The organism is Streptomyces sp. NPDC002788 (assembly GCF_053592115.1).
The window spans coordinates 40,365-63,284 of sequence record NZ_JBSFVB010000008.1 but is presented as its reverse complement, the minus strand read 5'-3'; the positions used below and the strand labels follow the sequence as shown (position 1 = coordinate 63,284).

The 22,920-nt window shown below is 69.4% G+C and carries 26 protein-coding genes and 1 pseudogene; 18 read left to right on the top strand and 9 right to left on the bottom strand.

What is annotated here, in order from left to right; translation table 11 throughout:
• The first annotated feature begins 501 nt into the window (after window positions 1-501).
• The 7 genes from ACWD1U_RS16535 (at window position 502) to ACWD1U_RS16505 (ending at window position 5,427) form a co-directional block, all read left to right on the top strand.
• Complete coding sequence (locus tag ACWD1U_RS16535; RefSeq protein ID WP_451108080.1) at window positions 502-1,602, top strand: hypothetical protein; 1,101 nt, start codon at window positions 502-504, stop codon at window positions 1,600-1,602.
• Window positions 1,599-1,952 (top strand): ASCH domain-containing protein, encoded by a 354-nt coding sequence (locus ACWD1U_RS16530; RefSeq protein WP_451108078.1) that lies wholly within the window; start codon window positions 1,599-1,601, stop codon window positions 1,950-1,952. The genes ACWD1U_RS16535 and ACWD1U_RS16530 overlap by 4 nt, the downstream gene beginning before the upstream one ends.
• Window positions 1,953-2,452: 500 nt before the next feature.
• Window positions 2,453-2,677, top strand: a complete 225-nt coding sequence (locus ACWD1U_RS16525; RefSeq protein ID WP_451108077.1) for a helix-turn-helix domain-containing protein — start codon at window positions 2,453-2,455, stop codon at window positions 2,675-2,677.
• A gap of 123 nt (window positions 2,678-2,800) precedes the next feature.
• Window positions 2,801-3,187, top strand: a complete 387-nt coding sequence (locus tag ACWD1U_RS16520) for a hypothetical protein (RefSeq protein ID WP_451108075.1) — start codon at window positions 2,801-2,803, stop codon at window positions 3,185-3,187.
• Window positions 3,184-3,630, top strand: coding sequence for a hypothetical protein (locus ACWD1U_RS16515; protein ID WP_451108074.1), 447 nt, complete (start codon window positions 3,184-3,186; stop codon window positions 3,628-3,630). The genes ACWD1U_RS16520 and ACWD1U_RS16515 overlap by 4 nt, the downstream gene beginning before the upstream one ends.
• Window positions 3,631-3,709: 79 nt before the next feature.
• Window positions 3,710-4,510: a hypothetical protein gene (locus ACWD1U_RS16510; protein WP_451108072.1), complete on the top strand. Its 801-nt coding sequence runs from the start codon at window positions 3,710-3,712 to the stop codon at window positions 4,508-4,510.
• Entirely contained in the window at window positions 4,507-5,427 is a 921-nt protein-coding gene (locus ACWD1U_RS16505) for a helix-turn-helix domain-containing protein (RefSeq protein WP_451108071.1), read from the top strand. The genes ACWD1U_RS16510 and ACWD1U_RS16505 overlap by 4 nt, the downstream gene beginning before the upstream one ends.
• A 309-nt stretch (window positions 5,428-5,736) precedes the next feature.
• Here ACWD1U_RS16505 and ACWD1U_RS16500 read toward each other — a convergent pair whose 3' ends face one another.
• Both ACWD1U_RS16500 and ACWD1U_RS16495 read right to left on the bottom strand, forming a co-directional pair.
• On the bottom strand, window positions 5,737-6,990 hold the full coding sequence (locus ACWD1U_RS16500) for a hypothetical protein (RefSeq protein ID WP_451108069.1): 1,254 nt from the start codon (window positions 6,988-6,990) through the stop codon (window positions 5,737-5,739).
• Entirely contained in the window at window positions 6,983-7,831 is an 849-nt protein-coding gene (locus tag ACWD1U_RS16495; RefSeq protein ID WP_451108067.1) for a hypothetical protein, read from the bottom strand. The genes ACWD1U_RS16500 and ACWD1U_RS16495 overlap by 8 nt, the downstream gene beginning before the upstream one ends.
• Before the next feature lie 263 nt (window positions 7,832-8,094).
• Here ACWD1U_RS16495 and ACWD1U_RS16490 point away from each other — a divergent pair, with 263 nt between their 5' ends.
• Complete coding sequence (locus tag ACWD1U_RS16490; RefSeq protein WP_451108066.1) at window positions 8,095-8,307, top strand: hypothetical protein; 213 nt, start codon at window positions 8,095-8,097, stop codon at window positions 8,305-8,307.
• On the opposite strand, the gene ACWD1U_RS16485 is transcribed toward ACWD1U_RS16490, so the two are convergent.
• Window positions 8,273-8,716, bottom strand: a complete 444-nt coding sequence (locus tag ACWD1U_RS16485) for a hypothetical protein (protein ID WP_451108064.1) — start codon at window positions 8,714-8,716, stop codon at window positions 8,273-8,275. The genes ACWD1U_RS16490 and ACWD1U_RS16485 overlap by 35 nt on opposite strands.
• A gap of 162 nt (window positions 8,717-8,878) precedes the next feature.
• On the opposite strand from ACWD1U_RS16485, the gene ACWD1U_RS16480 reads away from it, so the two are divergent.
• From ACWD1U_RS16480 to ACWD1U_RS16460, 5 genes are all read left to right on the top strand, one after another.
• Window positions 8,879-9,958 carry a tyrosine-type recombinase/integrase gene (locus ACWD1U_RS16480; protein WP_451108062.1) on the top strand — a complete coding sequence of 360 codons (1,080 nt, stop codon included), beginning with the start codon at window positions 8,879-8,881 and terminating at the stop codon, window positions 9,956-9,958.
• Window positions 9,955-10,284 carry a helix-turn-helix domain-containing protein gene (locus ACWD1U_RS16475; RefSeq protein WP_451108060.1) on the top strand — a complete coding sequence of 110 codons (330 nt, stop codon included), beginning with the start codon at window positions 9,955-9,957 and terminating at the stop codon, window positions 10,282-10,284. The genes ACWD1U_RS16480 and ACWD1U_RS16475 overlap by 4 nt, the downstream gene beginning before the upstream one ends.
• Window positions 10,281-11,948, top strand: a complete 1,668-nt coding sequence (locus tag ACWD1U_RS16470) for a hypothetical protein (protein WP_451108059.1) — start codon at window positions 10,281-10,283, stop codon at window positions 11,946-11,948. The genes ACWD1U_RS16475 and ACWD1U_RS16470 overlap by 4 nt, the downstream gene beginning before the upstream one ends.
• The gene (locus tag ACWD1U_RS16465; protein ID WP_451108057.1) at window positions 11,923-12,429 is read left to right on the top strand and encodes an N-acetyltransferase family protein; all 507 of its coding nucleotides are present in this window, start codon (window positions 11,923-11,925) and stop codon (window positions 12,427-12,429) included. Before ACWD1U_RS16470 ends, ACWD1U_RS16465 begins: the two co-directional genes overlap by 26 nt.
• A gap of 480 nt (window positions 12,430-12,909) precedes the next feature.
• Window positions 12,910-13,476, top strand: coding sequence for a hypothetical protein (locus ACWD1U_RS16460; protein WP_451108055.1), 567 nt, complete (start codon window positions 12,910-12,912; stop codon window positions 13,474-13,476).
• Between the two features lie 44 nt (window positions 13,477-13,520).
• Here the strand turns inward: ACWD1U_RS16460 and ACWD1U_RS16455 are convergent, their stop codons facing one another.
• Window positions 13,521-14,321 carry a hypothetical protein gene (locus ACWD1U_RS16455; RefSeq protein WP_451108053.1) on the bottom strand — a complete coding sequence of 267 codons (801 nt, stop codon included), beginning with the start codon at window positions 14,319-14,321 and terminating at the stop codon, window positions 13,521-13,523.
• A 310-nt stretch (window positions 14,322-14,631) separates the two neighbouring features.
• Between ACWD1U_RS16455 and ACWD1U_RS16450 the strand changes: the two genes are divergently transcribed.
• Window positions 14,632-15,180: a hypothetical protein gene (locus ACWD1U_RS16450; protein ID WP_451108051.1), complete on the top strand. Its 549-nt coding sequence runs from the start codon at window positions 14,632-14,634 to the stop codon at window positions 15,178-15,180.
• The gene (locus ACWD1U_RS16445) at window positions 15,177-16,262 is read left to right on the top strand and encodes an integrase (protein ID WP_451108049.1); all 1,086 of its coding nucleotides are present in this window, start codon (window positions 15,177-15,179) and stop codon (window positions 16,260-16,262) included. Before ACWD1U_RS16450 ends, ACWD1U_RS16445 begins: the two co-directional genes overlap by 4 nt.
• A gap of 1,115 nt (window positions 16,263-17,377) precedes the next feature.
• Here ACWD1U_RS16445 and ACWD1U_RS16440 read toward each other — a convergent pair.
• A pseudogene (locus ACWD1U_RS16440) lies at window positions 17,378-17,467 on the bottom strand (helix-turn-helix domain-containing protein); the annotation flags it as partial.
• A 184-nt stretch (window positions 17,468-17,651) separates the two neighbouring features.
• On the opposite strand from ACWD1U_RS16440, the gene ACWD1U_RS16435 reads away from it, so the two are divergent.
• Both ACWD1U_RS16435 and ACWD1U_RS16430 read left to right on the top strand, forming a co-directional pair.
• Window positions 17,652-17,927, top strand: coding sequence for a DUF6953 family protein (locus tag ACWD1U_RS16435; protein ID WP_451108048.1), 276 nt, complete (start codon window positions 17,652-17,654; stop codon window positions 17,925-17,927).
• A 222-nt stretch (window positions 17,928-18,149) separates the two neighbouring features.
• Entirely contained in the window at window positions 18,150-18,383 is a 234-nt protein-coding gene (locus tag ACWD1U_RS16430; protein WP_451108046.1) for a hypothetical protein, read from the top strand.
• A gap of 308 nt (window positions 18,384-18,691) precedes the next feature.
• On the opposite strand, the gene ACWD1U_RS16425 is transcribed toward ACWD1U_RS16430, so the two are convergent.
• Both ACWD1U_RS16425 and ACWD1U_RS16420 read right to left on the bottom strand, forming a co-directional pair.
• A complete protein-coding gene (locus tag ACWD1U_RS16425; RefSeq protein WP_451108044.1) occupies window positions 18,692-19,579 on the bottom strand; it encodes a DUF5677 domain-containing protein in 888 nt (295 codons plus the stop codon).
• 151 nt (window positions 19,580-19,730) lie between these two features.
• On the bottom strand, window positions 19,731-20,636 hold the full coding sequence (locus ACWD1U_RS16420; protein WP_451108042.1) for a DUF5677 domain-containing protein: 906 nt from the start codon (window positions 20,634-20,636) through the stop codon (window positions 19,731-19,733).
• A 192-nt stretch (window positions 20,637-20,828) separates the two neighbouring features.
• Here ACWD1U_RS16420 and ACWD1U_RS16415 point away from each other — a divergent pair, with 192 nt between their 5' ends.
• Window positions 20,829-21,074, top strand: coding sequence for a hypothetical protein (locus tag ACWD1U_RS16415; protein WP_451108040.1), 246 nt, complete (start codon window positions 20,829-20,831; stop codon window positions 21,072-21,074).
• A gap of 316 nt (window positions 21,075-21,390) precedes the next feature.
• Here the strand turns inward: ACWD1U_RS16415 and ACWD1U_RS16410 are convergent, their stop codons facing one another.
• Window positions 21,391-22,044: an MBL fold metallo-hydrolase gene (locus ACWD1U_RS16410; protein ID WP_451108039.1), complete on the bottom strand. Its 654-nt coding sequence runs from the start codon at window positions 22,042-22,044 to the stop codon at window positions 21,391-21,393.
• A gap of 35 nt (window positions 22,045-22,079) precedes the next feature.
• Entirely contained in the window at window positions 22,080-22,769 is a 690-nt protein-coding gene (locus ACWD1U_RS16405) for a maleylpyruvate isomerase family mycothiol-dependent enzyme (protein WP_451108037.1), read from the bottom strand.
• Window positions 22,770-22,920: the final 151 nt, after the last annotated feature.

Sequence of the window (22,920 nt, the reverse complement as noted above, 5' to 3'; positions counted from 1 at the left end):
GGGTGATGCGACAGTGCACGACGCCGTCATGAACCAGATAGAACGTCGCCTCCTACACCGCCACGCAGGGCCTCGCCCTGGCGGCCGCCTCCCGGCACCTCGGGCTGCGCCTGGACTGGCGGCGCGCGGCCGCCGGGCTCGCCGTCTCCGCCGTCACGCACTACGTCGCCGACCGGTGCGCCGGCCACTGGCGCGAGGACGGACCGGAGGCCCCGGCCCTGGTCCGCTTCGCCCACCGCAGCGGCAAAGGTCAGTGGCTCACCCGAGACCCGGGCGCGGGGCCCCTGCTGGATCAGTCCTGGCACAAGGGATGGATCGCCCTCGCCGCCCTGGTCGCCACCGGGCCCACTCGCTGACCGACCGTACGGCTTTCCGCGCGCCCGCCTCGACGTCCTCGATCGAGGCGGGCGCGCGGCACGAGTGATCCGCCCTCAACCCGTCCACGTCCACCGGCCCGGCCCACGCAGCCAGCAGGTCACCGACACGAGACGAGGCAACACCGTGACACTCATCAGCCCGAACACCGTCCTCGCGAACGCCCTGACGAACGTGGAGGACGTCCTCGCGCCGCGTATCCACGCCAGCAAGCCGCAGCGGATCGCCCTGGTCGTGGGCACGCAGATCAACGGCGCACCGCACGCCGGAACCTCGCTGGTGCAGTCGATGGCGTTCGCCACGGCCGCCCGGCTCCACGACCGCCACGGCCTGCCCGTGGAGGTCCGGTTCTCGGCACTGGACAACGCGCCGCACGAGATCGTCACCGACCCCGAATCGGGGAACCGCTACCAGCGGGCCTACGCCCACGCCCTCGGTACGGACGGCATCACCGGCCTGGTCGGCGCCCTCTACCGGCCTTTGTTCGACGCCCTGTCGGAGCGGCTGGGCGTGCCGTACGGCGTGGAGACCTACTCGCAGCAGCAGGCGAGCGGCCTGTTCCGGGAGACGTGGCTGCGGGTGCTGCCGCGTCTGGACGCCGCAAGTCTCTGGCTGGCTCCTTCCACGGGAGTGCCGCATCTGCGGGTGCCCTGCCCGCGCTCCTGCGGGTGGGCGGAGAAGTACGCGCAGCGCACCCGTGTGGAACTCGCCGGCCGCGGCTTCGCCCGTGTGTCGGCGGTCTGCCTGCACCACGGCCCCTACGCGGCCACGATCACGCCCACCAGCGGCGGCTACCTCGACCTCGCCACCCTGTACCGGAACATGGTCAAGGAACTCGCCGCGCTCGCGGAGGCCGACGTCCTCCAGGTGATGGTCAAGGGCACCGACTGGATGCCCGGGAGCCTCCTGGTCGACGGCGCGCTTCAGGCCGTGGGCCTGACCCGGGGTCAACTGCCCGCTCGGCTGTTCTGCCCGATGATCGTCGCCGAGACGGGCGCCAAGCTCTCCAAGAGCCTCATCCGCTCCGGGGAGGCGGCGTTGCCCGCAGGCGCCGAACCCTGGATGCTCGACACCCGGAAGTGGCCCGGCACCGTGGGGGAGTTCGCGGACCGCCTGCTGAACCTGGCGGGACTGCTGCTGTCCCACCCCCGGCACTTCTTCCGCTCGTACTCGGCTGCGGAACTCGCGCGGCTGATGTCCGTACCCACAGGGAGCCCGACTACATGAGCACCACCTCAGCCCGCGTCATCGAGCTGAACCTGTACCCCCAGTACTTCGACCTCGTGGCCACCGGCCGCAAGACCCGGGAAGTGCGGGTGAAGTACCCGAAGTTCGACGGCCTGGCCGTCGGTGACCTGATCCGGTTCGCCGTGAAGAACACCGACCGGTCATGCCTGACGCGGGTGACACGGGTCGCCGAGTACGCCTCGTTCGAGGAACTCCTGAACGCCGAAGGGCCCTCCCAGGTGAACCCCGACGCGACCCGTGAGGAGCAACTGGCCAACATCCGGCGCATCTATCCGCCGGACAAGGAAGCGCTGGGGTGCCTGGCCATCGGTATCGAGCTGGTCGACTGACCCCAGACAACGAGGCCCCCGGCCGCCCCTCCACGGAGGGCGCGGCCGGGGGCCTTTCTGCGTTCCGGAGCCGTCCACCTGATGCGCCACAGCGCACGAGGACTCGGCACCTGATGCGCCACAGCGCACGAGGACTCGGCACCTGATGCGCTACACCGCATCAGGCCTCGTACGCGACACCGCATGTGGCCTGATGCGCTACAGCGCACGTAAACAAGAAGAAACCCAACAACAAGAACCCAACACCTTTGCGGGGTGCGGAACGATTCCGCCCTCGCGGCCGTCGTCGCCTCGCGCGACCCCGCGCGCGTAGGACGGTCTCACGCGTTCCACGACGCCCCCTCTCCGCAGGTCATAGCCCTGACGTCCGGTCTCACGAGCGGCCCGTCCTCCGCCGACACCGCAAGGGGCCGGAATGAGCTAAGGTGCCCGGCCGCTCCCGGCTGTCCCCTCATGGGACCGGCTGGGACGTCCGCCCGCACCCGAGCGAAGGAGGCCCCGTGGGCACCGCCGACGACGACGGCCCCGAGTGGCTGACGCGCGCCCAGTTCGCCGCCGCCCTCCAGGTCCACCCCAAGACCGTGTCCCGCTGGATCGCTGCCGACCCGGAGATGCGCGTTCAGCGCCTCGGGCCGACCGGCCACCGCGTCCGCGTCCACCGATCCGAGCTGGAGCGCCGCCGCTCCGGCATGTCCCCAATTGGGGACACCACGGCGACCGCCTGACGTCGCCCGCGCGCTGCATGGTTCTGGGCCTGGCGCGCTGCACCACCCGGAGGCCGGCCACCGCGCCGCCTCCTGACGCCGATGGTTGAGGGCCTGGCGACACCCACGAGCACGGAGGCGCCCATGCCTGCCGTCGACCTCCCCAGCCGACCATCCGCCGGACCCGTCCCGGCCGCCTACCTCGGGCAGCTCGCCCGCGAGTGGGAAGCCACCATGCCGGCCGTCCTGCTGCGCTCCCGGTTCCTCGGGCTGCTGTACGTCCTCCACGACCGCGCCGACGAGCTCGGGCACGTCCGCCCGCGCCACGGCACCGACGTCGTCCAGGACCTCGCCCGCGGTGCCTGCCTTCGAACCGAGGACGCCGTGCGGTACCTCGCCGCCGCCGTCGCGGCCGGGGTCGTCGTACGCCGGTCCGCTGACGTGCTCGCCCTCGTGCCCTCCGCCGTCCCCGACTGGGCGGCCGCCGTCGACCACCTCACCGCCCCACCGACCCGAGAGGATCACCCGTGAAGGCCAGCAGGCCCACCGCCGCCGACAGCATCACCGGCACCCGCCGCCCCGAGGACAACCGGTGCTGGCTGTGCGGCGCCCCCGGCATCCCGGAGCGCACGCTGCGCGCCGACGTCCATGTGTCCGGGCACCTCTGCCTGCGCTGCTGGGGACTCCAGCCGCGCGGCCGCAACCCGTGGGCCCGGGCCGCCTCCGCCCTGTACGCCGCCCTCGGGTTGCCCCGGTCCTGGCACGAGACCGGCTACCGCTCCGGATGGCTGGAGACCACCGCGAAGCGCCACGGGGTCACCGCCTGGCACGACGTCCCCGGGACCACGGAGCCCCCGGCCGAGCCGTTCGGCTGGATCTCCCCGGACGTCCTGGAGGCCGCGGCCGCCGACCTCGCCCGCCAGGAGGAGGCGTTCGAGCAGGCGCGCATCCCTCCGTCCGCACGTCGCCCGTAGCCCGTAGCCCGACACCACGGCGGCCGCGACCCCCCCGAGCGCGGCCGCCGCCCCCTCACACCAGAAAGGCCGGCCCCCGGTGAACCTGACATCCCTCACCCTCGCCCCCGACGTCGACCCGTGGGAGCGGCAGCCCGGCGAGACGCCCCGCAGGCACGCCCAGTTCCTCGCCTACCGGGACCTCGGGCGGGCCCGCACCTTGCAGGAGGCGAGCGAAAGGCTTGCACTCCACGCCTCCCACGTCCGAGCCGTGGCGGCCGCCTTCCGCTGGAGGGACCGCGCTGCCGCGTGGGACCAGCACCGCGACCAGCTCGACGCCGCCCTGTGGCTGGAGGAGCGCCGCGCGGCCGCCCGCGAGGACGCCCGCATCCTGAGCGGCCTCACCGAGGCGATCGCAGAAGCCATCGAGCACCTGGACCCCACGGCCATCACGCCGTCCGTCCTGGCCCGCCTGGTCGACGTCGTCATGCGGCAGCGCCGCGCCCTGTTCGGGGACGTCACCGCCGCGCTCACCGCGACCTGCCCGGCCGTGGACCGGCACGCCGCCGAGGCGGAGGAGTTCGCCGCTCTTACCCCCGAGCAGCGCCGGGAACGTCTCCGCGCAGCCGTGGAGGCCGGCGCCCGTCGACTGCGCGCCATCGAGGGCACCGACGACGAGGACGACGACCAGGAGCAGGCCCCGCCCGTACGCCACAAGACGAGCGCCGACACTCCCGCTACGCCCTACCAGGACCCGCCCATTCCCCGCCTACGGACCGCCCCGGACCTCTCCACAGGGCATCCGCAGCCCTCTACACCCCGGAAACGGCCCCTTCCCGCCCGCCCCCGGCCACCCCGCGACCAGGCCCGTTCACGTGCTGAGCGTTCGCTCACTGGGTGACAAGGGATGCGAACAAGGACAACGACCACCAGGAGGAGCCCATGCCGTCCGCTGCCCAGCTCGCCGCCCGCCCCGTCGTCCCGTGCCTGCCTGACGGCACGTACGCCGTCCGCGACCCGCACGACCCGGAGGTGACCACCCTGTGGCGCGTCGACCGGGGCGAGCTGCACCCGTGGCCGCTCCGTCAGCGCTGGGCACCCCGGCCCCCGAAGGCAGACCCGGCCGTCCCGCCCGAGGAGCGCCGGGCCCGCCGCGAGCGCTGGTATGCCGAGGTCTACTGGCCGTGGAAGGTCGCCGTCGCCGAGGAGATCCGCCGTGCACCCCTCACCGCGGCCGACCTGTTCGAGCGCCTGGTGCCCGAGCACGAGCGGCCCCGGGCCGTGTTCGCCGCCATCCTGGACGGCCGCCCCACGCGCGAGGAGCTGGACGAGGCGGAGCGCCAGGAGCAGGAGGCCGACCGGGACCACCTGCGCACGGTCGCCGTCCTGGCGGCCGCCGGCCTCCCGTACCGGCACATCGCCCGGGCCTACCGGGTGTCGACGTCGACCGCGTGGCACTGGGCGCAGCGCGGCGCGGAGCGGTGGCAGCAGGAGGGCCGCCCGCAGGCCCTGGCGGCCGCCCTCGCCGCCCTGCCACCCCTGGATGACCTCAAGGCCCGGGCCGCCCTGCCGGACCTTCCCAGGGCGCGGCAGGAGACGCCCGAGACCCGGCGGGACCGGCCGCTGCCCGAGGACACCGACGAGGCGTTCACCGTGTGGGCAGAGGCCCGGTTCGGCGTCGACCCGGGCCACCTGGCGGAGCTGCTGGACGCGCTGGGCACCGAGGACTGGACCGAGCTGGAGGAGGCGACGGCCCTCGACGTCGACCAGCTCGCCGCGCTCCTGGACGACCTCCCTGAGGAGGGGCCCGCCGCGTGACGTGCCGCGCCACAACACCCGCCGCGCGGCCGCCGGGTTGAACGGGGTCACGCAAGGGTTGAACCTCCGGGCCTTACCCCGTGCCCGCGCGCCTGGACCTGCGCAAGTAGCGCAACAACCCGGCGATCCGTCCCGGTTCGTCGCGGTCGACGACGGCGAGCGCCAAGGAGTGGTTCCGGTTGATCTGGTTGCCCTTGATCTAGTTCCGCCGGCTGCTCCCGCTCTGGCTCGGGTCGGCGACCGTGGCAGACGGATCCCATGGACCGGCCAGCAGCCTGAGTCCCACGTGCCGCGCGGTGCCTACTAGATTCAGATCCCATCCCTGCGCGGAGGGTGGCCGTCCGTACCCGTCCTGCTGCCGGCGCCTGCAGGACGGGACCTCAGCAGTCGCGGCCCCTTACGGCCGTCGGGGACCCAGATCCACGGCTTGTCCGAGTCCGAGTCCCTCGTCTGAATGCGGCGGAACGCCCGCCGGGGAACGGCCGTATGCCCCGCCACTACGACTTTGTCAAAGACGTACTCCGACAACGCAACGGCCAGGCAGGCGCCCGGCTCCTTATCCAGGACGGTACCCAACGCGGTGGAGTTGAGGATGCGGACGACCCTGCTGCGGCTGACGAAACCTTGCACCCCGCCCGGCTGAATCACGCCGATGTGGACGGCAGCCCTCAGTCTGAGCCGAGTATCCGCCTCTCGACCGCGATTGAAAGCTCGCAGATCGGCGTTCAGGGCAGGCATGAAGTCGTCGATCAAGGAAGGGGCGCGGGCTTCCTCGGGCAGGATCCAAAGCAGCTCGTCCTCCCTCTCATGCATCACCCACCGCGCTCGGTCCAGGCGCGTCCGGTCGGCCGCTTCGTTCACCAGCAGCGTGATCGCCTCTTGGGACTGGCGCTGTGTCAGCACGCCGACGTCAGCGGACTTATCCGCGCCGATCGCCAGTAGCAGTCCGCGCCTGGGCGCAAGCCATGGATCGGGATCCGCCTCCAGTGTCCTTCGGCCGGACTCCCCTTGTGCCGCGGGTTGAGTTCTGGACGGGCTTGGCCGCGCTGTGTCCTGCCGCAGGCTGTCGGCCAAAGCTCCGAGCCGGGCGCCGGACGTGGTTCGGGACGCGAGCAGCGTGGACATCTGGTGCATGGTGGCAAGCGCCTCAGCGTTCCTCCCCGCCCGCGTCAACATGGCGCTCCTCATGGCTAGGACCTGGACGCTTCCCTCCCAGTCGTCGGCCTCGTCGAAGGCTTCCTTCGCCTGGGTCATGTAACCGAGCGCGCTGTCGAGGTGACCCGCACGCGCAAGATTGCGAGCGACCCTGACCAGGTTGGGGCCCTTGCCTGCCCCCGTCTGCGCCAGCTCCCCCATCACCCCCGCGAGCTCGTCGCCCAGCCGCACCAATGCGAGCGGATCGGTGTCGGACGAATCGAACGAATCGAGAAGGTCGCGCAACTCCACCACCCGAAGGACCAGCCGGGCAGCGTCTGGGGAGGTCTTCTCACGGAGGCTGTGAGCTCCCGCAGAGCCCAGCGAACTCTGGGCCATCAGTTCGTCGAAGGACTCGTCGTTAGCCACGCTGCTCATCCTCCTTCCTCATCTGGCGCTTGACCTTGGTCCGCCACCGGTAGATCAGGGCCTCCACCGCCCGCTCACTCGCCGCATCCAGAAGGTCCTGGATCTCGGCCTGGGTGTAGCCGTCAAGAGTTAGGGCCACCGCCGCTTTCGTACGCACGTCGTCGATGCCATTGAGGTCGTCCAGTACCCGCAGGTTGCCGAGCACCTCGTCGGCCACGCTGAGACTGCTGACCCGCGGCTGGTAGTGCTCCTGCTGCTGGCGCAGCGCACGCCGCTGTCTCTCCTCGGAGGCCCGGTACTTGCGGAACTCGTTGGGGAAGTCGTAGGCGCAGGCCCCCATGAAGTAGGTGGTGATGCTGGCTCCGCCGGCGAAGGACCAGCCACCGTCGATGAACGCGCGCTGACGAAATCGGGGCAGGGCGAGTGCGACCGTCATGTACGCCAGCTCCTCCCTCAGCTCACTATCGGAAGCCAGCTCCTCGAGCTCAAGCTCGTGGGGCTTCAGCCCGTAGCCACGTTCGGCGACGAGCTTGAAGATGTAGCCGGAGTGCATCCATGCGCGCAGTACCGAAATCCCGTACCGGACGAGCTCCTGGACGAACCGGTCGTACCGGGGGCCCTCGAAGCCGTCCTCCGACAGCACCTCCAGCAGCCTCTGGTCCGCCATCCTCCGGTCGATGCTCTCCTTGGCCCGCTGCGCCTCACGCTTCTCCTGCTGGGTCATCCCCTCGAAGCTCGTCGGCACCGGCGCGGCCAGGTCACCTCGGGTGAACTCTCCTGGCGGTTGTAGGTCCCGGGCACGCGCGGCCGCGGCCTCCCCGCCCGCGCTGCCGCCCTGCATTGCCTCCCCTTTCGGTCGTCTACCCGGCCCCGCTCACGCAAGGGGCCGGCTTCCCCATCGGCCGCGCCAGCCCACTCGCAAGCTCCCGTGCTGCCACGGCCAATGACGAAGACGACCCCTTGTAAGTGGGCTGGTCCCGGGTACCCCACGGACTTTTTCAAGATTTTTTAGAGGAGTTCCTGCCGGCAGAAATTTCGTGGGGTGCCGGACCGAAGCCAACCTAAGAGCGGCGTCACGGCCCCGACAACCACTAGGACAGTCACGTGAGTTCGCTTATGCCGACGCCGCCTCCCCCGCAGGACCCCGAGCCGTTCATGACCATGCACACGGCCCTCGTGCTGCTCTCAGCGGCATTCATCGGGCTCATTGTGGGCGGCCTGTCGTTCTTCAGCGGCGGACCGGCTGCGGCTGCAGTCCTCGCCGGCCTCACCGCATTCGGCATCAGCGTCCCCGTGCTCCGCTCCCTGATCCGCTGAGACCGGTCAGTCGTCCAGCGTGCCGGGCGTCTCCCCCCGCCCGGTAGTCGGCGGCCGGGACCAGGACGTCACTCGTCAGGGACGGCACCAGGAGACCCACGTTGCCGTGCTGCCCAGGCTCCAGCTCGTGGACGCGGTAGGCGACAGGCGGGCCGTCCTCGCCCCACTCCACGGCGTACACCACGGCGGGGCGGCCGTCGCCGAACCGGATCCGGGCGCCGGGAGCGTGGCCGCCGTGCCGGGCAACCAGGAGAGCGTCAAGCCATCCCTTGACCGCAAGCCACATCACGCCCGGCGCCTCCAGGACGCCCGACGCGTTCCGCACGGTCGGCTCCCACGTCCTGCGCCACTGCTCGACCAGGCAGTCCACGACGTGCCGGGCGTCGATCTCCTGCCAGGTGTGCGACATCCCGTGAGTTCCCCTGAGCTCTGCTGGCTCCCTGGGCCCGTGGCCGGGGGGTTCTTCCTCCTTCGTGTGCTCTGGTGGCCTGTGACGTAACTTCGGGATTCCTGAAGCGTTCTCATCTCGTCCGACCGATCTGTAGTCGGACCGAAGGCGAGGAGGCTCGGGTTGGCGGCGCTGGCAGTCGTACGGGACCTTCGTGAGCACTGGGCGCCCGCGTCGGCGGAGGAACTGGAGCGGTTCGAGACCGACGTGCTGTCCGGGTTCGTTCTCGCGCGGGCCTCGGCAGGGCTGGCGGACGGCACCATCCGCGGGGACGTCGGTCACCTGGATCAGATCAGGTCCTGGTTCGGCCGGCCGCTGTGGGACATGGAGCCCGCCGACGCGGACGTGTACTTCGGGAAGGTGCTGCGGCACTCGCCCAGCGGCACCCGGCTGCGCCGGTCACAGGCGCTGAGCACGTACTTCATGTTCCTGGAGCTGCGGCACAAGGTCGAGCTCCACCGGATGACCGGCCGGGTCGTCGAGTGCCCGATCGACGAGATGAACCGGCCGCGCGGGGCCAAGGATGCCCAGTTGCGGATCCCTCCGAGTGAGGCGGAGATCGGGACGCTGTTCACGGGCTGGGGCGGCGAGCTGGCGACCTGCCGGAAGTTCACCCCCACCGCCCGTAACTACACCGCCTCGAAGCTGATGTCCCAGGTCGGCCTGCGGGTGAGCGAGGCATGCAGCCTCGACCTGGACGACATCAAGTGGGACCTGGGCCGCTTCGGCAAGCTCCACGTCCGCCACGGCAAAGGCGCCCGCGGCTCGGGGCCGCGCGAGCGGATGGTGCCGCTGATCAACGGCGCCGACCGGACACTGCGGTGGTTCATCGAGGACGTGTGGGGCCAATTCGACGACGACCACACCCGGCCCGGTGCCCCGCTGTTCCCGAGCGAGCGGAAGAACACCGATGGCTCCGCCCGCCGGGTCGGCGACGACGCCCTGCGCAACGGTCTCGACAACGCCGTCGAGGCTCATCTGCCGGGCTGGACGGACAAGTTGACGCCGCACGTCCTGCGGCATTTCTGCGCGTCCCAGCTCTATGGGAATGGGCTGGACCTGCTCGCAATCCAGGAGGTTTTGGGACATTCCTGGATCGCCACCACGATGCGGTATATCCACGTGCAGCAGACCCGGGTCGAGGACGCCTGGGTCGCCGGGATGGAACGGGCCGCGAAGCGGCTGGAAGGACTGGCCCGATGAGGTGGAACCTGCGGCTGACCGCCGCGAACAAGGGTATCTGGAAGGCGTCCGAGCTCCAGCGGAGCCTGGCCGAGCACGGCTTGGTGATCTCGGCCGGGAAGATGTCCGGGCTGTGGTCCGGCCAGCCGGTCTCCCTCAAGTTGGACGACCTGGACGTCATCTGCGTCGTGCTGGGCTGCGAGATCGGCGACCTGCTGATCCCGGAACCGCAGAAGGTCACCCGCCCCGGCGAGGAGAACACCAGCCGGACCCCTGTCGGTGCCGCCGCACCGGTTGCGGCGGTGGTGCCCAAGCGTCGCGACGGCCGGTCGCTGCCGCCTGCATGAGCCGGTATCCGAAGGGCTACTACAAGCCCACCGACTCCTGCGACGGCTGCCTGGCCTGGGGCGACTTCAGCGGACGGCTCTGCCCGACCTGCTACATGTTCGGCCGCAGCCACGCGACGGCCGTCTGCGCCGGCTGCCGCCGTGTCCAGCCGCTGAAGTGGGATTTCTGTCGTCTGTGCTGGTGCCAGGCCCGGCTGGGCGCCCAGGCCGCTGTCGACCAGCTGGCCGCGGAGGCCGATGTGAGGGCCCGCCTCAACGCGGTCCGGCACCATCAGCTGTTCTTCATGGGCATGCACCACCGCAACGGATCGGCACTCGCCCCTCGGCGGCGCGGCGGACGGCGGGGCGCCCCTCGCAAGCCGCCGCCCGCGCCGGCCTGGCGGCCGAATGCCGACTGGAGACAGCTGCCGCTGTTCGGACAGGTCCCGCGCGACTACGGCCGTCTCGACCCCTCCGGCGTTGACTTGACCAGCCCCTGGCTGACCTGGGCGAAGTACCTCGCTCACCGGTTCGCCGAGGCACGGGGCTGGGGACGCAACATCCGCTTCGCCGTCAACCGCGGCCTGGCCCTTGTCCTCACCGGGTACGTCGAGGGCGACGTCATCCGGCACAGCGAGATCTTCACCCCGCTCCGGTCCCGCGACCTCCCGGTCGGCCACGTCGTCACGGTCCTGGAGGAGATGGGGATCTTCGAGGACGACAGCGAACCCTCCTTCGAGGGCTGGCTCGCCGAGCGTCTGAAGGGTCTCGCACCCGGCATCCGCTCGGAGGCCGAGCGCTGGACCCGCGTCCTGCGTGACGGTGGCCCCCGCAGCCTCCCGCGACGGGAAGGCACGGTCTGGCTCTACCTCAACCGTGTCCGGCCGGCCCTGCTGGAATGGTCGGACCGCTATGACCACCTGCGGGAAGTGACCGGCGACGACGTCCGGACCTACATCAAGACACTGCACGGCCACCAGCGGCGTGACCAACTCGTGGCCCTGCGCTCGCTGTTCTCCTGGGCCAAGCGGAATGGGCTGCTTTTCCGCAACCCGGCCAGCCGGATCAAGGTCGGCCAGTACGAGTACGGCGTGCTCCAGCCGCTGGTCCCCGCCCAGGTCGGTCGGTCCGTCGCGGCGGCCACCACCCCGGCAACACGACTCATCCTCGCCCTCGCAGCGGTGCACGCCGCCCGGGTCGCCCAGATCGGCATGCTCATGCTCGACGACGTCGACCTCGGCAACCGACGGCTGACCATCGCCGGACGCGTCCGCCCACTCGACGACCTCACCCTGAAACTGCTGCTGGACTGGCTCGGCCACCGGCGAAACCGGTGGCCGACAACCGCGAACCTCCATCTGCTGATCAACAACCAGACCGCCACCAAGACCAGCCGCGCCAGCAACCACTGGATCAGCGCCTCGATGCGCGGCCAGGACGCGACGCTGGAGCGGCTCCGCGTCGACCGGCAGCTCGAAGAGGCCCTGACCCACGGGCCCGATCCGCTTCACCTCGCCGAGGTGTTCGGGCTCGACGAGAAGACCGCAATGCGCTACGCGGACTCCGCACGGGCACTACTGGAACAGGCAGCCGAGCACTCGGCATCGCCCTCGGGAAAAGAACTTGGCCCGGATGGACGGGACTTGAAGAATGACGGCCATGCAGACTCGACAGGCATGGCCTGATGACGCATCAGCGGTCGCCGGTGTTTACGTGCGCTCCTGGCAGGCGGCCTTTGCCGGTCTTGTCCCCCAGCACTACCTCGACGCCATGGACCCAAGCCGCGAGGAGTCCGAGTGGAAGACACGCATCGCGCAGACACGATGGCCGTTGTCGGGAGTACTGGTAACCGAAGCCGAGGCGAGGATCGTCGGATTCGCAGGTTTCGGCCCGTCTCAGGAGACCCCTGCCGTCGCGGAAATCGGCACGCTTTACGCGATGCCCGAGGTCTGGGGCACTGGGATCGGGAAGCATTTGATGCTGGCCACGTTGACGACTCTCCGACAGGCCGAGTACACGCAAGCCGCCTTGTGGGTCCTGGAAGACAATCGTCGCGCCCGGCGCTTCTACGAAGCTGCCGGCTGGCGCGCAGACGGCGCAGCCGTTGAAGACGCCACCGGTGGGGCTTCTCTCAACAAGTTGCGCTACCGCCGCCCTCTTGGCTAACCCGCTCGGCGTCTTGCCCGTCCAGGGGACCAGGAACGGCAAGGTCGCGAGTTGGCCCCGAACCCACGGAAGCAACTCCGCAGAGCACGACGACGGACCCTTGAGTTCCCACCGAGAACCCTTCAGTTTGCGTGAACTCACGGGACTCTCCGGCCTTGGGGAACATCGGTACAGCGGTTGGCGCCGAGAACGATCATGGTCAGGGCGTGAGGGTGCCGACCCGGTTCTCGTACTCGCGGCGGGCCTTGCGCTGGGCCGGGACCGCAGGGGTGCCATGGCCGCCGTCGAGCGGCTGGCATCGGGTGAGGAGCTGGCGGTGGACCGCAGGAACGGCGCTGACACGCAGGGTGTAGCCCTGGCCGCACCGGTCACGCCCTGGTCGAGCGTGGCTCGTTCGTCGGGCTTTAGCTCGGTGGTGCGCTGGACGGTCGCCCCTCGAACTCACCCCAGCTCCCCGCCCGACCAGACAGGATGACCGCCATGGACCAAGGATGGGCGGCCGTCATCGCCGCCATAGCCGCCGGCGTCTTCGGAATCGCAGGCGCCCTATGCGGCATCGTCGTCGGCCGCCGACAGGCCGCCGACCAGGCCACCGTCGAGCATGGCCACTGGCTCCGTGAACAACGTCTGAAGGCATTCACCGATCTGCTCGCCCACTGGGACGAAGCCATCCAGGAGATGCGCCGGTTCCAGGACAGATGGAACGAGCAGGTGGAGTCCCTCCAGGAGGGCGGGTTCGAGGTTCACCCGTCAGACGTGGCGGCGCGGAAGTGGGACGAAGTCTGGGCCGAGCTACGGCCGCGTCTCGAACAGGCAGAACTTCTCGGCCCATCCGCCGTCACAGAGGCGGTACACGACCTTCTGGCTGTCTGGCGGGACGTGAGCGACGTACTTCACGAGCAGGGCTCGCAGGACCCGTTCGAGGTGCCGCGGGTGGAGTGGCTTCGTTTGATGGCGCGCGCGTCGGTGGAGCGGTCGAATTTTCACGTCGCGGTTTCGAACGTGATTCGCACGCCGCCAAACCCGCGAGGTGAGCCGCTGCCGTAACTCGGCGGGCCGTCGGTCGTGGGCGGGGGGATGTCGGCACATGCTCAGCACCGCTCCGACACGGGGCCTGGGTCTGCCTGGCCCGGGAGGGTAGGGCCGTGTACTGGTTGGTCGGCCGAGCGTGCCCAGCACGAGGACCGCCGCGAGTACGAGAACCGCGTCAGCACCCTCATGTCAACCGGACCATGATCGTTCTCAGCGCCAACGGCTGTGCCGCTGTTCCCCGAGGCCGAGGTCCTCAGCTCCCGGTCGTCCCTCTCCACGGCGTCCGCGTACGCGTCGATCCGCGGCTTCACCTCGCCCCACCAGACCGCCGGCACCTTCGTCATGAGGCGCGCGGCCGCACGGTCCAACGGCTCCATGACCGCGTCGACCGCCGCCAGGTCGTCGGCCTCCACGGCGGCCCGCAACCCCGTCCGGTCCGGCAGCAGCTCCGGCTGCTGGTCCGTGAGCATCGCGTAGACCAGGGCGAGCAGCCACTTCGCCTCCCACGCGTGGAACCGCACCCATCGGGAAGAGGCCGACTCCTTCGCCTCCTCGTCACGCCGCATGACCTGGTCCGCCCGGCCGCCAGGGAGTTCGGCGGCGCGGCGCACGTCCCAGCTCGCCGACCGTGTCGCGTCGGCCGGCCGCCACAACCAGCACGCGGTGCCCGGGTGGCCCGAGCCGTCGCAGCCCTCGGGGCACGGCGAGTGGGTCGTCATGACGGCGACCGGCGGCCGCGGCTCCTGGTTCTCCTGGTCGACCAGCCCGGCCGCGAGGCGGCGGCGGGCGGCCGTGTACGAGATGCCCTCTCGCGCCGCGAGGTCGCGGGCGGCGCGCTTGGCGTGCTTGTCGGTGGTCATGGACCGGTCGCTCTCCCGGCGGCGGACCCCACGCATCGGCCGCCGTGGCGTCGGTGGACCACGAGAAGCACTACGGGGCGCGTTGCTGACGTCGCGTGAGGCTGAGCCCCTTGTCCTCGTCGCCGTCCCGGCGTGGGCGGGTCCGGCTCGGAGTCAGGCCGACGCGAGGGCGGCCGCTCCCACCGTAGCGAGGTGGACGCCCCACGGTCCTCATGCCCCCGGATGTTCCCGCGTGTTCCCGCCTGTCCCCGTCTGGCGTCGGATAACCTCTCCTTATCCGACGCCAGACAGAGACCGGGGGAATCGCTCGATGGGTGAGTTGCGGAGCGACGTTCTGTACGCCGTAGACCTGTTCACGGAGGGTCAGCCATGGCCCGTCCGAGTCCTCGACACCCGGCGCTGGAGTTCAACGTCATCCCGGGACCAGTCGGGCTTCGTATGGCGGCTCAACAGCATCGGCGATGCCCCCGGTTCTCCTTGGGACACCGACTACGGGGTCGCCTGCCTGTACTGGTCTCACACCGACCCCGAACCGGACGGGCCGGCGCTACTCGACTACCCATGGGAACCGCTCCCGGAGGACCCGGAAGAAGCAGCCACCGAACTCACCCGCCGCGCGAAGGAGTCCGGCCCCGGGCACTCCTCGGTATGGCTGTGTCTGCGCCCGATTGCCCGCCGGCGCATCAGCGCACCATGGCTAGAGCCCGCTCAGCATGAGGCGTGGGCGCAGGCCAGCGCACGTCTGACCGCCCTGGGACTGGGCTCGGTGCAGTACGGCGGCCCGGGCGACCACGCGCCCATCACGCTGGATCAGCTCACCGTCCTCCTGGACCGAGCCGAGCAGGCGGGTGCGCAGTGAGTACGGCAACGCCAGCGGCCGGGCTCGCCCCTGCCGAGGAAGCCGACGACCCACGCGCCGTTCTGCTGGAGCGATGGGCGCAGCGCCACGGCGTCGACACCGCACAGCGACTTGCCGCCGCCGAGGATCTGGCGGACGCCGTCGCCCGGGAGATTACCCCGGCCAACACCCGGGACACCTACACGAAGTCGTGGCGCGTCTGGGAGCGATACACCACCGCGCAGGGCCTTCCGGCCACGGAGGGGACGCGCGGCTCCCTGGTGACGTTCGTGACGTGGATGCTGCGCGAGGGGCAGACCAACGGCAAGGGCTACGCCTCGTCGTCGGCGAGCACGCACCTGGCGGCCGTCGTCGTGGGACTGAAAGAGCGCGGGTGCGCCGTGACCCGGGACGACCAGGCGGCCGCACGCAAGGCACTGGAGGGCCTCACCGTGCGGCTCCTGCAAGAGGGCGAGCGGCGAGGCCGGGGCCAGGCAGCGGCCGCCGAAGTGCCAGACCTGTACCGTGCGGTGCGGGCCTGTCCCGACACCCTCGCCGGAGCCCGGGACAAGGCGCTGATCCTGACCGGCTTCCACTGCGCCTCGCGCGCCCAGGACCCCGCCGGCCTCCTGGCCGCCGACGTCGTGCTGGCACCGCGCGGCCTGGTCGTGTCCATCCTCACCGGCAAGAGCAAGCACAGCGCCCGGGACGCGAAGATCAACTATCAGGACGACCCGGAGATCTGCCCCGTGGAGGCGTGGAAGGCGTACCGCGCCCGGCTCGCCGCCGAGGCTGACCCCCGCTGGTCGGCACTGGATGCCCCCGCGTTCGTCGGCATCGACCGGCACGGCAACGTCACCGGCGGCATGACCCCCGACTCGATCACCCGGGCCATCAAGCGGATCAGCGCGCGGGCCGGGGTCGCGCTCGCCTGGACCGGCCACAGCCTCCGCATCGGCCTGGCGACGACCGGCCGCAAGAAGGGGAAGGACGCCGTGGCGATCGCCGATCAGGGCGGATGGGCCCGGCACTCACGCTCCATGAACGGCTACTTCCAGCGGGTCGACGGCTGGGAGGACAACGCCACCGCCGGCCTCACCTGACCTCTACCCACCAGAGCAGCTGGGCCGACGGATAGGTTCGCTGCCCGAACTGAGGGTTGGCCGGGACTTTCTCGTGTCACGTGGTTACCGGGGCCCGGCCCTACTGGGGCCCCGGTGACCACGTGACACAACCGCCCGGCTCCTTCGGGGTTACCGGATCAGGGAGCGCAACACGGGGATGCTGGCGCCTCCGCCGGTCAACCCGGCAAGCACAGCTCCGGCCAGGGGGCTGCCGCTGAGGAAGGTAAGAGCTCCGCCCACACAGCCGATGAGCAGCGCTGTCAGAAGCACCACTGTGGTGTGCACCGTAAGGAACGGCGGCATGTCTGCTGAGGGCGCAGCGGGGCGATGTCCTAGGCGTGAGGTACGTTCGTTCATGGGTCTCCTGTCTCGATCACAGCGGTGGGGCCCGACAACAGGCGAGAGGGAGATCCAGCGGGTCGCGGCAGCTGTAGGAGGCGGGCCGCGCCGGAGGATCTCCCTTCGTCATGCGAAGGGTTGGCGCAGCGCCGAATCTATGGCACGTCACTGACAACCAGGGCCCGCTCACGGTGCCCGAGCGCGCAACTCGAGGCAGTAGAGGGCACATTATGGGCACGCAACCGACAACTAGGCGGCTAGGAGCGGAAAACCGCAGTTCAGCGGGCACCTGCGATTGATCCCGCCGTGTGCGGTCGCCGTTCAGTTCGGCTTGCGCGTGACGTGCATCACGGTGTTCGGCGTGGCGTGTCTGTGGAGAGCCCTTCCTGATCTACGACACGACCAGGAGGAGCTTCTTGCCCATCGACGTGATGTACGTCTTGTACTTGCCGCCCTTGGCCACGATGTTCGCGCCGCGCTCGATGTAGGCGGTGTTCTCCATCAGCTCCTGGTAGGCGAAGGACGCGACCCAGCTCGGCTACGCCGACGCCAACCTCGTGAAGGTCTTCCCGACGGCCTCGACCTTCTTGACGATGAAGTCCGGCATCGGCTTCAGGAACGACATCTCCGCGTCGTCCTTGTGGAGCTGTTTCTCGGAATAGGACTTGAGGTCAGGTCGGTGGTGCTGAGGGGGGACGCGACGATCGAGCCGCCGACAGAGCCTCGGCGGGGCCGCCTGCGGTTGGTCAGCTCGGTGACAGTTCGCGGCACAGGTACATGGCGATCTGTCGGGCCGTGACCAGATGCAACCCCCGCGAGCTGCCGCACAGGTCGTCGATGCTGAGGGCGAGCACGATCACCTGGCACGGGTGCAGCCCGTCAGGGAGGAAGCCGAAGTTGGCGAAGCCGGTAGGCGCGCCCGTCATCTCGCCGCTGCGCGAGCCGATCACCTCGATCTCGTTGAGCGCGCTCCGGTTAATGTCCTCCACTCGGGCTGAGTTGTCGGTGCGACGGACTACCGTCCTCCCCATGAGTGACACAGACGCGCAGGCGGCGGCGCGGTGGATGCTGACGCAGATCACGGACAACCGTGAGCTCTGGCAGATGGATGCCGCCGACCGCATTGCCTCGGACTTCGATGAGGGCCTGACCTACACGAACGACAACGGAAACCTGGCCATCAGTAAGGAAGTCCTGGCCGCCTTCCGGAAGCTGAGCGAAGGCAGTGTTGTCTGGGAGCGAGGGTCCCGGTTCTGGCGCCGACGCCAGGAGTACGACCCGGAGGGTAAGCGGCAGGTCTACTGAGGCCCCGCAGCATGGGAGGGCGTACAGGGCGACTGCGGATCGGGCAGGTGATGTCACCACCGTGCTGGCGGTCCACCGACAACTCCTCGGTCGCTGCCAGGCCCCCGCACTACACCGCCCGCGGCTTCCTCACCCCCGGCTGGTCGTGCCTCGCCTGCCTCGTCGACGGGTGCGAGTGGCACCACGACGCCACCGGACGCCTCGCCCGCCCCTACCTCCCTCGTGGGCGAGCACGTCGCCGGGCACGACCTGGTCGAGGTCCTCGCCTCGCTGACCGCAGCGCGGGACGCCACGGCGGCCGTGAGGGCGGCGAGGGACCGGGCGTGGGACGTCGTCCAGCTCCATCGCCTGAGGGCCGACGTACGCCGAACCGGTCGCACAGATGCTGTCCGGCGCCCTCGTGGCTCCGACGTCCACCAGGCCGTGCGCGACGAGGTCGCCGCGCTTCAGCCGTAGCCAGCCGGGCTCCCGGTTCGCCTGCGCCCCGGGAGCCCGCGCCGAAAGCCTTGGACCCGCTGGAGATTGCCCGTGCGGGCGGGTGGGCCGACGGCTCCCGCGTCCTAGCTCGGTACAGGGACGGCGTGGACCGCGGAAGAGCTCCCCGCTCGTCGGTATCCGCCTCGACCGCCCGATCTGCGTCAATCAACAGCTGGTTGGTCGGTCGGCTGGAGGCGCGCCGCCGGGAGCGCGAGGAACCCTCTGCCTCCGCAGACTCCTCGCCGGCCTCGCCGCAGCCTGAACGGTTTCCCCCGTGCGATGCCCGACTACTCGAATAGGTCCGGCATCGCAATGATCTTCTTCATCTGCTCCGCCCACTCCGTGGACTTGCCCTTGGGCATCGGCGGAGCGTACGGAAGGGCATCCCACAACTCCAGGAACAAGATCAGCGCCATGGTGCTCGTCTCGGTGATCTTCTTGTCGTCAGACTCGATCACCTCATCCACCCAGCCATCCCCGGCCTCGCGGAACACGTTGTCGATGAGGGATGACGGAGTTGCATGCGCCTGCTCTGACCAGGCCGCGTACAGATACTGATACTGATGCATCCGCATCTTGCTCGGCGACAGCTCCGCCAAGGTCTTGGCGTTCTTCTTGCTCCAACTCGGCACCCACGTCTCCGTGCCGTCATGCTTCGGCCTGCCCTTGAAGTCCGAGAACTGCGTGTCCAGGACCTTCTCCAGAAACGCCAGCCTATGGGCGTCGATCGGACGACCCTTCTGCTGGTTGTACTCGATGTCCCTGCGATGCCCCAACGCCACCTGAAGGGCTCCGAACCGCAGGTACAGCAGGGTCGCTGCCTCGCGGTCCTCCATCGTTCCGAGGTGTTCCATGTTGATCAGTAGCTCGAACAGTTGCCGTGTCACGCCGACAGCATGTTCCCAATGCCCCTGCTCCATCAGAATGCGGGCGGCCTTCAGGCTGTTGATGCCGCGGACGAGAACCTCGGCGTCGAACCGAACCAACTGCTGGTCGGAATGGAGCGGGGTCCCGTATACCAACCGGTCCGCCGTGCCCGTCACGTCATTGAACAGCTTGAACAGCGGCTTCAGCCGGACCTTCGGCGACAGGAGACTCCTCACCTGCGGGTTCCCCGACACCTGCGCGCCGGAACGCCCCCGCTGATCCTTCTTCTGCTTCCTGCTCTGCGCCATGACCGCACCCTAGCTAGCCCACTCAAGGGGTTGCGCGACATTTTGCGGAGCCCCGCCACGACTCTGCTTCACTCGCCGACGGGCAGTCCAACAGCCCGGGGGCCCATGGGCTAAGCCGTCCGGACATGAGGGGTGAACCCTGACGCCCGAGCTACTCCACACCGACAGGTGGTGTGGGGAATCCAGACACCTCGTGCATGCTGTTCAGCGTTCTGATCCACCCGTCGATCTGCTGTACCGGCTTCTCGATGTGCGGAAGATGAAGCCAAAGAATCACGAAGAACAGCACCGCGAAACAAGCAGCATCCCGACAGTGCTTCTCATTCTCCGACGTTCTCCGCTCCAGCCAGTCGTCATCCTCGTTCTCATCCTGGAACAGGCTAGCAATGAGTGCGCCAGGAGCGGCATGAGCCTCCTCCGACCACACTCGATACAAAATGTTGTAGTGATGCTTCCGCATCGGGTCGGACGATGCTTCCGCCAAATGTGCCACCGTCTTCCTGCACCAACTCGCCACCCACTTAACCGTGCCACTGTTCGAGTTCGCGCGGAAGTCCGTGAAGTCGTTCTGCAAGTGCCACTCCAGCTGTGCAAAGTGCTGGTCGTCTATCGGCCTGCCCTTTTCCCGGCTGTACTCCATACCTCGATGCTGAGCCCGCATCGTCTGGAGGGCGCCGAAACGAGTGAACAACATTACCGCTTCCTCGCGGTCGTCCTGCTTCGCCAGATACTCCATGTTCACCAGCAGCTCGAATAGCTGACGAACAACACCGACCGCGTATTCCCAATACCCCTGCTCCAGAAGCACTCGAACAGCCTTCATGCTGTTCGCCCCGCGGTTCAGTACGTGGATGTCGAAGTCGACCAGCCGATCATCCGAACCATCCGCAGAGTTGATAGCCCTCTGTGCCGCGATCGCCACCTCGGACAGCAACTCAAGCGACGGTCGCAAAAACTTCTCCGGAGACCGCGTAAAGAGAACCCGTGGATTACCCGACTTCCGGGCCTCGGAAATTTTACGGTCCTTCACCGGCTTCCGCCGCCTGCTCTTCGCCATGCCCGAACCGTAGCCGCGCACCCCACCCCAAGCGGAACCATTTACCAGCCGGGCAGGGGTACGAGGATGCGGCCTGCAGCCGCCTGGGTGACGCTGGCGTATGGCTTCCGTGATGCCCGTGGTCGTGTACCCGCCGGATGAGGACGGCGGGCGGCGGGCCGGAGGAGTGGGGCTACCACCAGGGAGACAACCATGACTGTCCGTACCTACGTCTCTACGACTGTGCGGAACGACCGTGTCGACGAGGTTCTCCACGCGCTGGAGAACGTGGATCCGGATGCGATCGTGGCATCCGTCAACCGTTCGGACGCTCCCGACGTCCCCGCCGGGGTCTCGGTATCGCTGACCGGTGATGCCCGTGAAGCGGTGAAGAAGCAGCTCGATGTGATTCCCGATCTGGAGTTCGAGATTGACGTGCGGGACGCCGAGGATCTGTGAGCCGGACAAGCGGATGGCCCCCCGCCCGGTCTTGGTGACCATGCGGGGGGCCATCTTCACGCCGGCCAGGAAGACTCAGCGGTTACCTGCTTCGGGCGTACGGCGCCAGGCGTTGTGCGCCCGCCGGCCGACCCGGAGCCGGAGCTTCTTGCCGAGACGAGGCAGCGCAACCTGAAGAGTGGGACCGCGCCGGGTGGACATCGGACTGATCAGGGGACGGCGGTCATCCTGCAACCACGCTGCCCGAGCGTCGACGGGCCTGAACGCGCGACCGCCCCCGCTTCGGTTCGAAATGGGGGCGGTCGTCGTTGGACAGTTACCAGCCTCGTGCGTGCCACTCCGCGAGGTGGGGCCGCTCCGTGCCGATCGTGGTGTCGTTGCCGTGGCCGGGGTAGATCCACGTCTCGTCGGGCAGGACGTCGAAGAGCTTGGTCTCCAGGCCGCCCATCAGGGAGTTGAACTCCTCCGGACGTGTTGTCCGACCAGGACCGCCGGGGAACAGGCAGTCCCCGGTGAACACATGGGGATGCCCGTGCGGGTCGTCGTAGACGAGGGCGATCGAGCCGGGCGTGTGCCCGACCAGGTGGCGCGCGGTGAGTTCCACACGCCCCACCCGGATGGTGTCGCCGTCGTCGACGAGCACATCGGTCCGCACGGGGATGCCCTCGGCGTCGTCCCGGCCCGCGTACGTGCGGGCGCCGGTGGCCGCCACGACCTCGGCGAGCGCCTGCCAGTGGTCGCCGTGCCGGTGGGTCGTGACGACCGACGCGATGCCGTCGTCCCCGATCATGCCGAGCAGCGTGCCCGCCTCGTTCGCGGCGTCGATCAGCAGTTGCTCGTCCGTGGCCCGGCAGCGCAGCAGATAGGCGTTGTTGTTCATCGGACCGACCGCGATCTTGGTGATCATCAGGTCCTTGAGTTCGTGGACGTCGGCAGGTCCGCCGACCGTCACCTGTCCGCTGTACGTCATGTCCGCCAGCCTATAGCGGGGGAGTGGCCCGGGCCCTACAGCGGGGGCAGCGCCGGAAGCGGGCCGCCGTCCACGGTCAGACCGGCTCCGGTGCGGCGGCCGGCGAGCCAGCCCAGCAGGTCGGCGGGGGAACCGGTGACGGTGACCTCGGGCCCGTCGTCCGCCTCGCGTCCCGTGCTCCACGCGCGCGTGCCGTCCGTGACCCGGGTGGGGGGTACGTCGGGGTGCCCGGCGAACCGGTCGGCGAGGAAGCCGATCTCCCGCTCCGTGAATTCCGCGGGCAGATCCTCCAGCTCGTACCCGATCCCCAGGTCCACGTGGTGCAGCTCGACCTCGGCCCACCGCCGGAACGGCACCCGGGCCGCGCAGTCCGTGACCCCGTTGCGCAGCTCCACCGTGCGCGACCAGTCCGCCGGAGCGTCCCCGGCGTCCTGGAAGCGGGCCGCGCTCTCGCGCAGGTCGGCGAGGTGGACGTCGAGGGCGCGCGGGGCGTCCCGCTCGATGTCGGCGTCCCGGGTCTCGGCGGAGACGTACATGGGGCGCCCCTCGAGGACGTTCACGAGGGCGTCCGCGTTGCGGGCGAGGTGGGCCAGCACGTGACCGAAGCTCCAGCCGGGCAGCCGTGACGGCTGCGTCACAGCCGCGTTGTCCAGTGTGCCGACTGCCGTCAGCAGCCGCTCCGTCGCGTCACGTACAGAGGCCAGGTCATGAGCGTGATCAATCATGGTGCTGACCCTAGCTCCGCCACTCCTTCGGGTGAAGGTGGTGGACGGGTGCCTTAAATCGAAAGCACGTGCTATATGGTCGGACGTGGCGTCGGGCATGCTGGAGCGCCGGGGTTTGTTGACAACCCCGTGAATCCGTCCGGCGTTGTCA